Source organism: Catenulispora acidiphila DSM 44928, assembly GCF_000024025.1.
Taxonomy (GTDB): Bacteria; Actinomycetota; Actinomycetes; order Streptomycetales; family Catenulisporaceae; genus Catenulispora; species Catenulispora acidiphila.
This window is the reverse complement of record NC_013131.1, coordinates 5718211-5732480: the sequence shown is the minus strand read 5'-3', so window position 1 is coordinate 5732480 and position 14270 is coordinate 5718211. Positions and strand designations below refer to the sequence as shown.

Below are 14270 nucleotides of genomic sequence, written 5' to 3'. Positions count from 1 at the left end.
AGTCAGGGTCAGCCGGCCGCAGCCTGGATCGCGTTAACGATGTTCGAGTGCTGCCATTGCACTGAGTTGCGGTTCATGAGGCCGAACTGATCGTCGCCGACGCCGATCGAGCCGTTGTCCCACACCACTGTCTTCTGGCCGTGCTGGGCGGCGTAGGAAGTGATGTGTGATTCGAAGTTCGCGACCTGCGCCGAGTTGTCGCCGCCGTTGTACGGCTTGACGGTGGCGCCGTACTCGGTCCAGATCACCGGGATGCCGCGGCTGGTGAACAGCCGGTTGGCGTTGTCCACGTCGCCGTCGGGCAGGTAGTTCATCGAGCCGTCCCAGGTGACGTAGTTCGGGGCGGTGGTGGAGCAGAAGGCCCAGGGGTTGTACGTGTGCACCGACACCGCGATGTTCGCCCCGGCGGGCACGGCGAGGTTGTCGGCGCCGGTCTGGGCGTTCGCGCCGTAGGGGACCACGATCAGCCAGCGGGTGGCGTTGGCGCCGCCGGTCGCGCGGACCGTGTTCACGAAGTCCTGATTCAGGGTGTTGATGGGTCCCCAGTTGTCGGACGTGCCGCCGCCGTAGCGGTTGCCGCCGTTGGCGTCCTGCGGCTCGTTCATCGCCTCGAACAACAGATGGTCGCTCTCGCCGTTGAAATAGGTGGCGATCTGCCGCCACAGCGCGGTGAACTCCGGCTCGGTCGTGCCCATGGCTCCGGTGCTCGGGGTGAGCCAGTTGCCGCCGCCGCCGTCGTGATGGACGTTGACGTCCACGTACATGTTGTCGGCGATGGCCCAGTCCACGACCTGCTTCAGGCGCGCGAAGAAGGCGGGGTCGACGGTGTAGTTCGGCGCTCCGCTGGTCATGTGCGGGTACCAGGTCACCGGGATGCGCAGGTAGTTGAACTTGGTGGCGATCAGGTCGATCATCGGCTTCGTCGTCGCCGGGTTGCCCCAGCAGGTCTCGCAGGGGGTCGCGTCGAAGGAGTTGCCGAGGTTCCAGCCGGCGTGGATCTGCGACCAGAAGGCGTTGTCACCGCCTCCGCCGCTGCTGCCGTTGACCGTCCAGTGCTGGTTGCCGCTACCCGCGCAGTCCCAGATTTGCAGGTAGGAGCCGTTGGCGCTGCCGTTCGCGTCGAGGCACCGTCCCGAGGTGGCGTTCAGGACGGAGCCGTCGGCGCGTACTTGCCAGTGTTGCGCGCCGGTGCCGTTGCAGTCGTAGAGCTGGACGCGGGTTCCGTTCGCCGTGCCGGCGCCGGTCACGTCGAGGCATCGGCCCGAGTTGGGGTTCAGCACGGAGCCGTCGGAGCGGACCTGCCACTGCTGCGCGCCGGTGCCGTTGCAGTCGTAGAGCTGGACCACGGTGCCGTTCGCTGTGCCGGCGCTTTGCGCGTCGACGCAGCGTCCGCTCTGCTGGCCCGTGATCGTGCCGGTCGCGCCGGTCGCCGCCGAGGCGGTGCCGCCGATCGCCGACAGCGTGGCGGTGATCAGCGCTGCGGCCGCTGTCCAAGCGGCTACCGCACGCCATGGATGGCGCCGGCGACGTTCTGGATGCTGGTGCGTGGGCTGTGTCATCGCGCGCCTCCTGGCGGAGCCTGATAATGATTACCTAGTAAGTACTAGGTATGACTCAGTGTCAGAAGCTACTGCGCGCTGGGCTTGCCGACAAGAGCGGTCGATGCGGTCGATGTCGCCGATGCGGCCGATGCGCTGACGCCAGAACGGTTTCAGGGCTGCGCGTCAGTATGCGGACCGAACAGCATCTCGGCCGCCGCTTCCCACTCCTGGACCAGATCAATGCTTTGCTGAGCACGCAGCCACTGCAGCTGAAGACCGTCCATCATCGCCACGATCTGCCGCGCGAGTGCTTCCGGGGCGGCGGTGAACGGCCCGGCGAGCGCCGCGAAGGAGGAGACCACCCGCGCCTGCCGCGCCACGAAGTAGTCGTAGGCGGGGTGCCCCGGATCCAGCGACTCGGCCTCCAGCACGGCGAACAGCCGCACGATCTGCGGCTGCCGCGCGTTGCGCCGCATCGTCGCCGCGCACAACTGCCGCAGATCGACGCCCTCCGGACCGCCGCCGGACCACTCGTCGGGCACCTCGTCCTCGGCCACGCCGAGCTGCTCGCGCAGCGATTGCGCGTCCTCGACATCGCGCTGTTCCAGCACGGCCACGAGCAACCCGACCTTGGACCCGACGTAGTGCAGCACGCCCGGCACGGTCAGCCCGCACTGGTCCGCGACGTCCTGCATCGACAGCCCCCAGTAGCCGCGCTCGGCGATCAGCTCGGAGGTCACCTTGATGATCTGCGGCCGCCGCTTCGCCGCCGGCAGCCGCGACCGCACCCGCCGGCGTACCGGCGCCGCCTCCACCATGGCTCCCACCCCTTCCGCCCCGAGCCCGACCACCGGGGGCATCTGCCCCAGGCTAGCCGCTACCCGCTGTGCGACTCCGCGACCGCCGACTCTGATTCCGACGCCGACCCTGCCTTCCCACCCGCGCTTGACCTCGAAGGCGAGGCTCGGCTCCGCGACATGCCGCGGGTCCGAGAATGCCCGGCCGGTTCGTTACCCGCTGTGCGATCCCGCGACCGCCGACCTTGGCTCCGACTCCCATCCGCGCTTGACCTCGATGCCCGGCTGGTTAGCCATCCGCTGTGCGATTCCGCGACTGCCGCCCCTGACTCCCACCCGCGCTTAACTTCGAAGGCCAAGCTCAGCTCCGCGACATGCCGCGGATCCGAGAATGCCCGGCCGGTTCGCTACCCGCTGTGCGATCCCGCGACCGCCGACCTTGGCTCCGACTCCCATCCGCGCTTGACCTCGATGCCCGGCTGGTTAGCTACCCGCTGTGCGACTCCGCGACCGAAGCCCCTGACTCCCACCCGCGTCTGACCTCGAAGGCCAGGCTCAGCTCCGCGACATGCCGCGGGTCCGAGAATGCCCGGCCGGTTCGCTACCCGCTGTGCGATCCCGCGACCGCCGACCTTGGCTCCGACTCCCACCCGCGCTTGACCTCGATGCCCGGCTGGTTCGCTACCCGCTGTGCGACTCCGCGACTGCCGCCCCTGACTCCCACCCGCGCTTAACTTCGAAGGCCAAGCTCAGCTCCGCCACATGCCGCGGGTCCGACAATGCCCGGCCGGTGCGTTCCTCAAGGCGGCGGAGGCGGTAGCGCACGGTGTTCGGGTGCACATGGAGTCGGCGTGCTGCCTCCTCGGCTGAGCCGGCGCCGTCGAGCCATGCTCCGAAGGTGTCCAGCAGGATGAGGCGGTCCTCGGGCGGCATGCCGTCGAGGCCGGCGAGGATCGTGCGGGCCAGGCGGGCCATCACGTCCGGTGCGCTGGCCGCCGCCACCGACAGGGGGTCGCGGCCGAAGACCACGACGCGGCCCGGGTTGGCGGCGCCGCGGAGGGCGATCCGCGCCAGGCGCACGGCCTGCGAGGTGGCGGCCAGGTCCTCATACAGGGGACTGACACCGACTCGGCTCGCGCCGTCGGCGTCGAGCTTCTCGATCAGGCGGTCGAACTGGTCGCCGGGGCGCGGCAGGCTGGCCACGCCGACCTCCAGGTCGTGGGTGAGCTGCCAGGCTGAGCCGATGCCGAGGGCGTCGAGGGTCTGCTCGATGGTCGGCAGTGCCGACTCCGCGATACCGGCCACCCGCGCGGCGATCACCACGTACGGGCCGCGGTGGGGGAGCCGCAGCAGGTCCGCGGCCTCCCACAGTTCGGGCTCGGCCAGGCTTCCCTCCAACAGTGCCTGCACCAACGCCGACCGTCTGCGGACCTGCTTGCGGACCCGCGTCTCCAGCTCGGCGCGGTAGCTCTCGGACATGGCGGTGGTGAACTCGTGCAGATGCCGCCAGGACTTGGTCGCGAGCAGGATCACCGCGGCGGCTGACCATTCGCCGTGAGCTCCGGTTTCGGCCAGTTCCTCCCACAGGAAGGTCGCGCCGATCTGGTAGGCGTCGAACAGCGCCGACATCGGCACCCCGTCGCGGACTCCGGCGCGCCCGGCATCGGCCGGCGCCGAACCGGCCGGAGGACGCCCGCCGAGCATGGTCAGCAGCTGGTTGATGTTCTGGGCACAGGTGACCCGCAGCTCGTGCTCGGCGACCAAGGAACGCAATACGGCCGACTCGGCCAGGATGTGCGCGGCCATGAGATCAGCCAGTTCATCGAGCCGTTCTGCGAACCGTGCCACGAGGGCCCGGGCCTCAGCCTCGACCTCCGGCGAGTGAGCTGCCGCCATACCTGACCATGCTAGTCGCGGGGATTGCCGCGCGAAGGTCGAATCGTGATCTCAGCGATCTCAGTGCTCTTACGGCGGGGGCAGGCGCATCGTTCCGGCCCACTACTCAAGGCACTACTGGAAGCTGCACCCCGGGTTCGGTGCGTCCTCTGACAACGGGGAGCCGGCAGGATCCACATAGAGGACATCCAGCACGAGGGGCGCCGTGCCCAGGTTCCGCCCGACGTGCACGTGGTCGGCGCCGCTCGGCTCGATGAACACCGCGCCCCGGCGGTAGACGTCGGTGGTCGTGCAGTCCGCGTCGGTGTGCGTGAGCGTGCCGCGCTCGACGTACGCGTACAGCGTGCCGTCGTGCCAGTGCCAGCCGGTGGTGCCGCCGGGCTGGATGGTGATCTGCCGCAGGATGTAGTCCTCGCCGCCGACGGTGACCTGGCTGATGATCGTGCCCGACACGCCTGATGACGGCGTGGCGTTCGCGACGCCCGGCGTGAGGGCGACACCGGCGACGACCGTGCTGGCGAGCGCGAGTCCGCGGCGGATCCTGTGCATCGGTCTCTCCTTGGCTGTAACTTTCGCCGGTCTTTGACGAGGCGTCACAGCAGCCTTACATTGCCGGTATTTCGAACACCGTCCGACATGCCGAACAAGAGGGAGGAATCCATGAGACGACCACTGCTGTCCCGTCTGATACCTGCTGTGGTGCTCGTCGTCGCCACGACGGGTGCCGTGGCCGGTCAGAGCGCTGCGAAGGCCGCCGGCGTGGTACCGGGGTTGACCGGAGCGGCGGCGCGACAGGCCGCCGGTCCCGCGGCCGATCGGTTCCGGCAGCTCACCGAGCAGCGCGTCCAGGCGGCTGCGGCCGGGCACGGCGCGGCTTCGTCCGCGGCCGCCACGCTGCACACCAGCTGGGGCATCACGATGCCGGTCGGCGTCGGCACCGGTTTCAAAGCCCTGCAAAGCGTGGTCGGCGGAGCCCAGCCGACGAACGGCGGCGACTTCGTCTACGCCCCGACGGCGCTGCCGCCCGGCCGCGCGTGCATGGAGATCACCACCGCCTACACGCCCAGCGGCCCGGATCTGTGGGCCTGGGACTGGTGCGGCGGACGCGATCAGGTCGGCAAGCTCACGGCGATGGACTCGACCTTCCTGGCCACCTACACCACCACGGTCAACGGTCACCCCGCCTACGACCTCGACGAGCACCAGACCTCGGCCTCGGGCAACGTCTGGACCGCGTACCTGTACAACTACCAGACCCACGCCTGGGACACCTTCTACACCAGCTCCGGTACCTACGACCTGTCGCAGTACCCCTTCGGCTGGGACATGTTCGAGGTCTACACCACCCCCGATCCGGGCACCGGCGCCGGCTACTACTGCCACGACCTGCTCGGCAAGCCCTTCGAGAGCAGCAGCGTCCAGCTCCTGACCGGCAGCACCTGGACTCCCGCGGCGCCCGGCAACAGTTCCCCCGACAGCACGCCGCCCGCACCCGGCAGCAGCCTGGACTGTCCCGCCCTGACCATCACCCTGGCCCACCCGAACGACGACTGGACCGCCCTGATCGGCGGCACCAGTGGCAGCTCGCAGTCCTACGAAGCCGAAGCCGCCGGCAACACGCTGGCCGGTCAGGCCGCGGTCCGCAGCTCCTCCGGCGCTTCCGGCGGCGCCCTGGTCGGCTACATCGGGAACGGCACCGCGAACTACCTCCAGGTCAACAACGTCTCGGCCACCACGGCCGGCAGCCACCGCCTGACGATCTACTACGCCGCCGGCGAGAACCGCTCGCTCACCGTCAGCATCAACGGCGGCGCCGCGACCAGCCTGACCACCCCCGGCACCGGCGGCTGGGACACCGTCGGATCGGTCGCCACGACCGTGACCCTGACCGCGGGCACGAACACCGTACGGATCGGCAACCCGACCGGCTGGGCGCCGGACGTGGACCGCATCGTCGTGTCCTGACCCCCCGCCTCGACGGCCGCGCTCGCTATCGTGTCAGTTTCGGGTGGTGGGCGCGGGCGCGGGCGCGGGCGCTGGCGAGGGGGTCGTGCATGCCGAAAGGGTTCGCCGAGCTGGGCGTCGACCTCTATGTCAGAAGGACGATGGATCAGCGCATGGGCATGGCTCCGCCGCGCAGCGACGACAAGGGTCTGCTGCCGCGTGGTCTCGTGCCGTGCCTGGTGACGGTTCTGCGACTGTCCGCGCACCAGAAGGCGGACGAGGGCGCCGGCATGGACTTGGCGTCGGCGCTCGTCAGCGGCGGTCATCTCGCCCGGGCGGTCGATGTGGTCCGGTCGGCACGCCGGTTCAAGCCGGCGGACATCGTCGCTCTGGCGCTGATGGCGGGCAGGGCCGGAGACCTGGACGGTGCGCACGCCCTCATCGAGACGATCACGGACCGCTCGCTGCACGACGACGCGCTGGTCGCCTTCATCCCGGTGCTGGCGCACGCCGGTGAACGCGAACGCGCCGTCGCCATGGCTGAGAAGGTGCGCTATCCGCACAACTGGCCGGGAGCGTGGGAAGGGCTGGCGAAAGCGGTGGCGGACTGCGGCGACTTCCCCGCAGCGCTCGGATACGCCGCCAAAGCCGCCGAGGATGCAGGCGGCGTGCCGCTGGGGCGCGTGCTCCTGACGTCCATGGAAATAGCGCACGCCGCCGGGGACGACGTCCTGGCCAAAGACTTCGCCGATCGTGTGGAGGACCTCGTTCGCAACGGCGACGGACAACGCTCTTTCCTCGTCACGGTGCTGGCCTTCGAGGCCGGCAATGGCGACCTGGAGCGCCTCGACGCTGTGCTGCACGGCCTGATCCGCGCCGCGGCGGAAGACGTAGCGGCACAGGAATCGCAGGAAGCTGAGGACAACAGCGACTTCGCGGACCTGTATCTCACAATCATCCCGCGCCCTCGCCCGCCCTTCGGCGCGGAGATCGTGCCCGAACTGCTGGAGGCGGTCACCGAGACCGCCGACCGGGAGGTGGCCGTCGCCGTGGCCGACCGGGTCGGGGAACTGCTCCGCTCCGGCGCCCCCTTCGACGGTTCAGCACTGCGCGAGGCCCTGATCTTGTTGCTGGCCCGGCACGGGCAGGTCGAGCGGGCCATAGCGTACGCCGACCGGATCGTCGAGCCCAACCTGCGCGCGGCACGACACGCCGACATCGTTGAAGCGCTGGCACGGTCCGGGGACACGGACCGCGCCGAGACCCTCGCTCGCGCGCTCACGAGCCGTTGGGCGCGAAGTCGGGCGCTGATAGCCGTCGTGCACGAGCTGGCTTGGAGCGGCGAGACGGCGCGCGCCGAAGCTCTTGTCTCGGCGATCCCCGACCGCTGGGGGCGGGGCGAGGCGCTTGTCGAGGTCGCCGCCGCGCTGGCCCGGCAGGGCGAACCGGAGCGGGCCGAGGACCTTGCCCACACGATCCGCCTCGGCCGGACGCGGGCTCGGGCGCTGTCCGAATTGGCGTACGCCTCGGACGACCAGGCCCGCGCCCGCAGGCTGGCCGCCCGCGCCGTGTTCCTCGGCGGCTGGACGATGGCCCTGGGTGACCTGGAAGCGATCGTGCCCGGCGGGGCACTGGCCATCGCCGACGCCCTTCGAATTCCAAGCACTTAGGATTGCGGGGTGAGCGATCCGACACCCGGCCTGAACTCCCAGCAACTCGGCGCGTACTTCGCCCTGATGGAAGTCAGCAGCCTGCTCCAGTACGCGGTGGAAGAGCATCTGCGCGCCGATGGCGACTTGAGCTACGTGCAGTTCGAGATCCTGGCCCGCCTGGTGGACGCATCTGAGGGCCGGTTGCGGATGACCGATCTGGCCGACGGGCTCGTGTACAGCCGCAGCGGGCTCACCTATCAGGTGGGGCTGTTGGACAAGCGCGGGCTGATCACGCGCTCGCCGTCGCCGGATGACGAGCGCAGCGTCATCGTGAGCGTCACGGCGGCCGGCCGGGACCTGATCGCCCGCGTGCTTCCCGGGCATGTCGACCGCGTGCGGCAGCTGCTGATTGAGCCGATGACCGGCGAGGATCTCACCGCCCTCGGTGCGATTCTGGGTCGTGTGCGCGACCATATGCGCGCCAATCCGCCGCGGTCGGCCAAGCCGCGCGCCGCCCGCAACCGCACCACCTGAAAGGCTGGCTGAGGGATGGACCGGGCGCTACTGGCGGACTTTCTCCGCGCCCGCCGCGAGGCGTTGCAGCCGGAGGACGTCGGGCTTCCGCGCGGCTCCCGGCGCCGGGCCGGCGGGCTGCGCCGCGAAGAGGTCGCGATGCTGGCCGGGATGTCGACCGACTACTACAGCCGGATCGAGCAGCGGCGTGGTCCGATGCCGTCCGAGCCGATACTCGCCGCCCTGGCGCAGGGCCTGAAGCTCAGCCCGAGCGAGCGCGAGCACCTGTTCGCGCTCGGCGGGCACTCGGCGCCGCGGCGCAGCCTGCGCGACGAGCGCGTCAGTCCCGCCGTCACGCGCATCGTCGAGCGGCTGGGGGACACGCCCGCGATCGTGTTCTCGCGATTCGGCGAGGCGTTGCTCCAGACTCCCGGTGCGGTCGCCCTGTTCGGTGACTACACGCGGTTCAGCGGGATGTCCCGCTACCTGGTCTACCGCTGGTTCACCGACCCGGCGCAACGCGCCATCTATCCGCCCGAGGACCACGATCTGCGCGGCCGGGTCTTCACCGTGGACCTGCGGGCGGCGTACACGGCCGACCCCACGGGCACCGCCGGAGAGATCGTCGAGGCGCTGCTGGCGGTCAGTCCGGCCTTCGCCGAGGTCTGGCGGCGCCACGAGGTGGACGTCACGCACCACCACGAACTCAAGCGCTACCGGCATCCGGTGCTGGGCGATCTGGAGATGTACAGCCGGCGGCTCTACGACCCCGACGAGGGCCAGGACCTGCTGGTCTTCATGGCCGAGCCCGGTTCGGCGAGCGAGGAGAAGCTTCAGCGCCTGATCCCCGCTGACGGCAGCGGCGACGGCGCCGGCGACAGCAGCGGCAGCGGCGACGGCGACAGCAGGGGCAGCGGCAGCGGTGCCGAGGCGCTGATCTAAGGGGCGCCTCCCAGCCGCCTTCCGCGCCGGCACGCACCAGTGCTGCCCTTCCTGCCTCGTCATCCACGGACAACTTGTCCGTGGACAAGTTCGGCCTTCATCCGGCTTCCGGATCGCGCCACGCTTGATCCATCGGAGGGCGCGCGGCGGTCCCAGCAGGTTCTGCGGGGATCATCCGGCGCGCGATTTGCTTCGAATTCAAAGCGTGCTAGGGTTCCCATGTGCTTCGAAAACGAAGCACATGGCGGTGAAGAGGCGAGGGATTGTGATGAAGGCAGTGCGTTTCCACGAGTACGGCGACCCGACCGTCCTGCGGTACGAGGACGTCGAGCAGCCCGTCCCCGGCGCGGGTCAGGTGCTGGTCCGGGTCGCGGCGACATCGTTCAACGGCGTCGACGGCACCATCCGAGCGGGCTTCATGCGGGAGCCGATCCCCGTGGCGCTCCCGCACACGCCGGGTATCGACGTGTCCGGCACGATCGCCGCGCTGGGCGAGGGCGTGACCGGTTTCGAGGTCGGGGACCATGTCGTCGGGTTCCTGCCGATGACGGACGCCGGCGCGGCCGCGCAGTACGTCCTCGCTCCGGCCGCGATCCTCGCACCGGCGCCGACCACCGTCCCGCTGGCCGACGCCGCGGCGCTGCCCGCCGTGGGACTGACCGCCTGGCAGGCGCTGTTCGACCACGCGAAGCTCACCGCTGGCCGGCGCGTCCTGATCAACGGCGCGGGCGGAGCGGTCGGCGGCTACGCCGTGCAGCTCGCCAAGAACGCCGGCGCGCACGTCGTCGCCACCGCCAGCCCGCGCAGCGCCGACCGGGTCAAGGCAGCCGGCGCCGACGAGGTCGTCGACCACACCACCTCCGCGGTCACCGAGGCGACCGCGCCGGTCGATGTGATCCTGAACCTCGCACCGATCGAGCCGGCGCAGCTGGCCGCGCTGCTCGGCTTGATCAACAACGGCGGCGTCCTGGTCAACACCACGGTCTGGATGCCCGCACCCAGCGATGAAGAGCGCGGCGTGCGCGGCATCGACCTGTTCGTCCGCAGCGACGCCCAGCAGCTCTCGCACCTCGTGGACCTGATCGACCGCGGCGAGCTGCGCGTCGAGGTCGCCCGCCGGGTGCCGCTGGCCGACCTGCAGACCGTGCACGCCCAGGCTGCCGCAGGGGAACTGCCCAGCGGCAAGGTCGTCATCGTCGCCCCTGAGGCGTGAGCCCGACGACCCTCGGCGACCCGGGCAGCACCACGTCCATCTCGGTGCACGCCACGCTGATCACCAGTTCAGGCCGGCGGTCGCGCGCTCGCCCGCACTATCAAGTCCGGGGTGATCAGCACCTGCTCCGCCGGGGGCGCCGCGGGGTTCTCCAGCCGTTCGAGCAGCAGCTCCAGGCTTCGGCGTCCCAGTTCGCTGAAGTCCTGGCGGACCGTGGACAGCGGGGGAGTGAAGTACGACGATTCCGGGATGTCGTCGAACCCTACGACGCTCACCTCGGCCGGGACCTGGCGGCCGGCTTCGTGGAAGGCGCGGAGCAGGCCGAGGGCCATGTGGTCGTTGGCGCAGAACACGGCCGTGAGGTCGGGCTCGGCGGCCAGGGCGCGGCCGGCGGCGTAGCCGGAGCGGGCGCTCCAGTCGCCGCGCAGGGGCGGCGGGACCGGTCGGTCGGCCTGTTCCAGTTCGGCGCGCCAGCCCTCGGCGCGGCCGGTGGCGTCGAACCAGCCGACCGGGCCGGCGACGTGGTGCACCGTGCGGTGGCCGAGGTCGAGCAGGTGGCGGGTGGCCATGGCGGCGCCCTCGCGCTGGTCGATGGCGGCCATCGGGACCTGCTCGGCCGGGCCGCAGCCGGCGCCGACCAGCGGCACCCCGGCCGCGGCCTGGGCCAGCACGCCGGCCGCGGAGGTCTGCGGCGCTATCACCACGATGCCCTCCACGGCCTGGTCGCGCAGCCGGTCCACGGCCTCCAGCACCGAGCTCCGGTTCATCGCCCGCAGACTCACGATGCTGATGAAGTAGTCGGCGTCGCGCGCCGCCTGCTCGATGCCGTAAAGCATGGAAGCCGGACCGTAGAGCGTGGTGTCGAAGCTGATGACGCCGAGGGTCTGCGAGCGCCGGGTCACCAGTTGCCGCGCCGCGGAGTTGGGCCGGTAGCCCAGCTCGCGGATCGCGTCCACCACCCGGGCGCGCGTCTCGGCGCGGACGTTCGGCTGGTCGTTGAGCACCCGGGACACCGTCTGGTGCGACACCCCGGCCACCAGCGCGACGTCGGCCATGGTCGGAGTCTGCGACGCCGGCGTGCGTGCGGGCCGTGCGGCCAAGGCGGCTCCACCCTCCTGGTTCGTGGGCGCCGGGTTCGGCGAGCCTGCCTTGCGGGAGCAGGTCTGCGCGGCGCCGGACGCGCCCATCCTATGGTTCCGCATCGGTCAGAGAGAGCTCACCCCCCGCTGGAGGACAGCGAGCCGATCTCGCCGGCGGACAGCGCCCGGGAGTAGATCCGGGTGTTGTCCAGCGCTCCCGGCAGGAACGGGTCGCCGGCGTACTGCGACCGGCCGAGCCAGGAGTTCGGGCTGCCGCCGAGCGAGCCGGCGTTGAGCGTCATGCCGGTAGTGGAGCCGACCGCGGCGCCGTTGACGTACAGCGTCCCGGTCGATCCGGCGACGGTGACCGCGACGTGCGTCCAGGCGCCGGTCGGCAGCGTGGCTGAGCTGTTGATCTGCTGCTCGGTGCTCCAGCCGCCGGTCGTGATCGCGAACCGGAGCGTGCCGGCGCCGCTGTTCGGCGTCAGGAACATATAGCTGGTCGTCCCTGAGCCGATGTCGAAGATCCGCGACCAGCTCGGCGCCGAGTCCAGCTTGACCCAGGTCGCGATCGTGAAGTCGCCGGCGCCGGACAGCAGCCCGGAGGGAAGCGCGACGTACCCGCTGGCGCCGTCCAGGTGCACCGCGCCGCCGGTCCGCCCGGTGACGTGGGAGGTGGTCCCGGCCAGGTTCGCGGTGTGGCCGTTGCCCGAGGCGTCGGCGGCGGTGCTCCCGCTCGTCTCGTCGAAGGCGTACCAGGCCACGAGCGGCGGCGGGGGAGCGCCGTTCGCCTTCCAGTACACGGTGTAGTACTGGTGGTGGGTTTGGTAGAAGGGCAGCAGCGATACCGCGCCGGTGCTCGCGGTGCCGGTGAAGTGCAGGGCGTTGTTCGGGTCCTGCTTCAGGCTCGATGCAGTCAGCGCCGGCATCACGCCGTTCACATTCGTCGTCCCGTACTGCCCGGCCAGCACGATGCCGCCGTACTTCACCACCTGGACCGTGCTGTCGTCCGGCGCCGGGACGAAGGTCAGCTTGGCCGGCAGCGCCAGGTCCACGACGTCGCCCGAGGCCCAGGTCCGGTCGATCGTCAGGTACGTGCCGGGCGTCGCGGTGAGGTTCTGGAGCGTGCCGTTGACCTTCACCGTCATCCCCGAGCACCAGGACGGCACCCGGATCTTGAGCGCGATGTGCCCGGCGCCGGTGATCGTCAGCCGGCTGCTCGACGCGGCGGGGAACGTCGTGTCCTGCCGGACCGTGATCGCGCGTCCCGGCCACGCCAGCTGCGAGGCGATGAACAAGTTCACATAGAGCGTCTCGCCGTTGTAAAAGTAGATCGAGTCGGCGTATTTGGTATTGGACTCCATCCCGGTGCCGTGGTCGCAGGTGAAGTCGTTGTAGTCGTTGCTGTAAGTCTTGTAGCCGCCGGGCTGGAGTGGCGTGTAATAGCACACGAATCCGTGGCTGGAGGCCGGGTCCTGCTGCCCGAGAACGGTGTTGAACAGCCCGCGCTCGTAGTAGTCGAGGTAGGCGGCGCGCGTCGGGTCGGTGAAGAACAATCCGCGGGAGAGCTTCAGTTCGTTGTAGGTGACACAGACCTCGCAGGTGGTGTTCGACAATTGACTCGCGATGGCGTTCGGGGTCTGGAAGTACTCGCCGTTGGAGAAGCCGCCGATCTCGTACATGTGGTGGCCGGTGGTGATGGCCCAGAAGTTCTGCGCGATGGTCAGATACCGCGCGGTCCCGGTCGCCAGATATTCGCGCAGCGCGCCGATGATCTTCGGGACCTGGGTGTTCGCGTGGAATCCGGCGAGCTGGTCGGTGCCGGCGGCCAGCGGGTCCTCGATCTGCGCGTGGTCGAAGCGCTGCGCCGCCGTCAGGGTATTGGCATCGCCGGTGACCTGGTACAGGTGCGCCAGCACCTCGGGCATGCCGCCGAACTCGGTCTGGAGCACGGCCTGCATCTGGCTGTGGCTCAGCGGGTCGGTCCGGGTCTTGACCCAGGCGGCCATGCCCTTCAGGACCGTCAGCGCCTGGGTGTTCCCGGCTACGAGGTACTGGTCGAGCAGCCCGGCCATGATCTTGTGGATCGTGTAGTACGGCGCCCAGACGCTCTGCCCGCTCTCCAGCCGGTCGAAGAAACTTTCAGGGAACGCCGACAGGTAGCCGGTGTGGAATCCGGCTGCCGGAGACGCGGCTTGGCAGGCTGCCAGGGAGCTGACAAAGTAGTCGCCCTTGCTTTTCAGGGTGCTGTCACCGGTGCTGGCGTAGGCCTGAGCCAGCGCGGACATGATGTGTCCGGTCGAGTGGCCGCGCAACTCCTCCGTCGGATCCTCCCAGCCGCCGCAAGGGCTGGCCGACGTGGCGATGCCGACTGTGGTGCGGAACATGTACAACAGCCGGTCGGGATCGACGAATCGGAGGTAGGCAAGGGTCCGATTCATGTTGTCCAGGAACGGTCCGGCGAGCAGTGTCACCGCCGCCAGCGGGAAGGCGTAGGCGGACACGCCGATGTCCGGGGCGGTCGCGCCGGTCGCTTCCGGCGTGCCGGCGGTGGCGGTCGGGCCGGTCGTTGTCGTGGCCGCCGCGGCGGTCGTCGCCGCAGGTAGGACGGTCGCCGCGGCACCGGCGGCCATCGTGCTGCGGAGCAGGGTTCTTCGTGAGAAGGGTCCCGAGTCCATGGCGGATCCTCTCTG

Annotated in this window: 11 protein-coding genes; 5 read left to right on the top strand and 6 right to left on the bottom strand. The window is 70.1% G+C overall.

Features of this window, described 5'->3' with window-relative positions:
* Positions 1-8: 8 nt before the first annotated feature.
* The 4 genes from CACI_RS24765 to CACI_RS24750 form a co-directional block, all read right to left on the bottom strand.
* On the bottom strand, positions 9-1559 hold the full coding sequence (locus CACI_RS24765) for a cellulase family glycosylhydrolase (RefSeq protein ID WP_015793595.1): 1551 nt from the start codon (positions 1557-1559) through the stop codon (positions 9-11).
* A 152-nt stretch (positions 1560-1711) separates the two neighbouring features.
* A complete protein-coding gene (locus tag CACI_RS24760; RefSeq protein ID WP_015793594.1) occupies positions 1712-2401 on the bottom strand; it encodes a TetR/AcrR family transcriptional regulator in 690 nt (229 codons plus the stop codon).
* A 618-nt stretch (positions 2402-3019) separates the two neighbouring features.
* Positions 3020-4234: a PucR family transcriptional regulator gene (locus CACI_RS24755; RefSeq protein ID WP_015793593.1), complete on the bottom strand. Its 1215-nt coding sequence runs from the start codon at positions 4232-4234 to the stop codon at positions 3020-3022.
* A 114-nt stretch (positions 4235-4348) separates the two neighbouring features.
* Complete coding sequence (locus tag CACI_RS24750) at positions 4349-4783, bottom strand: cupin domain-containing protein (protein ID WP_015793592.1); 435 nt, start codon at positions 4781-4783, stop codon at positions 4349-4351.
* Positions 4784-4894: 111 nt separating this feature from the next.
* Here CACI_RS24750 and CACI_RS46000 point away from each other — a divergent pair, with 111 nt between their 5' ends.
* The 5 genes from CACI_RS46000 (at position 4895) to CACI_RS24725 (ending at position 10498) form a co-directional block, all read left to right on the top strand.
* The gene (locus tag CACI_RS46000; protein WP_015793591.1) at positions 4895-6199 is read left to right on the top strand and encodes a carbohydrate-binding protein; all 1305 of its coding nucleotides are present in this window, start codon (positions 4895-4897) and stop codon (positions 6197-6199) included.
* 89 nt (positions 6200-6288) lie between these two features.
* Positions 6289-7848 (top strand): hypothetical protein, encoded by a 1560-nt coding sequence (locus CACI_RS24740; RefSeq protein ID WP_015793590.1) that lies wholly within the window; start codon positions 6289-6291, stop codon positions 7846-7848.
* 9 nt (positions 7849-7857) lie between these two features.
* Positions 7858-8364, top strand: coding sequence for a MarR family winged helix-turn-helix transcriptional regulator (locus CACI_RS24735; protein ID WP_015793589.1), 507 nt, complete (start codon positions 7858-7860; stop codon positions 8362-8364).
* Between the two features lie 15 nt (positions 8365-8379).
* A complete protein-coding gene (locus CACI_RS24730; protein ID WP_015793588.1) occupies positions 8380-9285 on the top strand; it encodes a helix-turn-helix transcriptional regulator in 906 nt (301 codons plus the stop codon).
* Between the two features lie 268 nt (positions 9286-9553).
* On the top strand, positions 9554-10498 hold the full coding sequence (locus CACI_RS24725; protein WP_015793587.1) for an NADP-dependent oxidoreductase: 945 nt from the start codon (positions 9554-9556) through the stop codon (positions 10496-10498).
* A gap of 68 nt (positions 10499-10566) precedes the next feature.
* Here the strand turns inward: CACI_RS24725 and CACI_RS24720 are convergent, their stop codons facing one another.
* Together CACI_RS24720 and CACI_RS24715 are read right to left on the bottom strand one after the other, a co-directional pair.
* Positions 10567-11685 (bottom strand): LacI family DNA-binding transcriptional regulator, encoded by a 1119-nt coding sequence (locus tag CACI_RS24720; RefSeq protein WP_015793586.1) that lies wholly within the window; start codon positions 11683-11685, stop codon positions 10567-10569.
* A gap of 29 nt (positions 11686-11714) precedes the next feature.
* On the bottom strand, positions 11715-14255 hold the full coding sequence (locus CACI_RS24715; protein WP_015793585.1) for a glycoside hydrolase family 127 protein: 2541 nt from the start codon (positions 14253-14255) through the stop codon (positions 11715-11717).
* Positions 14256-14270 lie beyond the last annotated feature (15 nt).

Coding starts and splice junctions, on each gene's coding strand:
- CACI_RS24765 (WP_015793595.1), bottom strand. CDS start 1,559: ATGACACAGCCCACGCACCAGCATCCAGAACGTCGCCGGCGCCATCCA.
- CACI_RS24760 (WP_015793594.1), bottom strand. CDS start 2,401: ATGCCCCCGGTGGTCGGGCTCGGGGCGGAAGGGGTGGGAGCCATGGTG.
- CACI_RS24755 (WP_015793593.1), bottom strand. CDS start 4,234: ATGGCGGCAGCTCACTCGCCGGAGGTCGAGGCTGAGGCCCGGGCCCTC.
- CACI_RS24750 (WP_015793592.1), bottom strand. CDS start 4,783: ATGCACAGGATCCGCCGCGGACTCGCGCTCGCCAGCACGGTCGTCGCC.
- CACI_RS46000 (WP_015793591.1), top strand. CDS start 4,895: ATGAGACGACCACTGCTGTCCCGTCTGATACCTGCTGTGGTGCTCGTC.
- CACI_RS24740 (WP_015793590.1), top strand. CDS start 6,289: ATGCCGAAAGGGTTCGCCGAGCTGGGCGTCGACCTCTATGTCAGAAGG.
- CACI_RS24730 (WP_015793588.1), top strand. CDS start 8,380: ATGGACCGGGCGCTACTGGCGGACTTTCTCCGCGCCCGCCGCGAGGCG.
- CACI_RS24725 (WP_015793587.1), top strand. CDS start 9,554: ATGAAGGCAGTGCGTTTCCACGAGTACGGCGACCCGACCGTCCTGCGG.
- CACI_RS24720 (WP_015793586.1), bottom strand. CDS start 11,685: ATGGGCGCGTCCGGCGCCGCGCAGACCTGCTCCCGCAAGGCAGGCTCG.
- CACI_RS24715 (WP_015793585.1), bottom strand. CDS start 14,255: ATGGACTCGGGACCCTTCTCACGAAGAACCCTGCTCCGCAGCACGATG.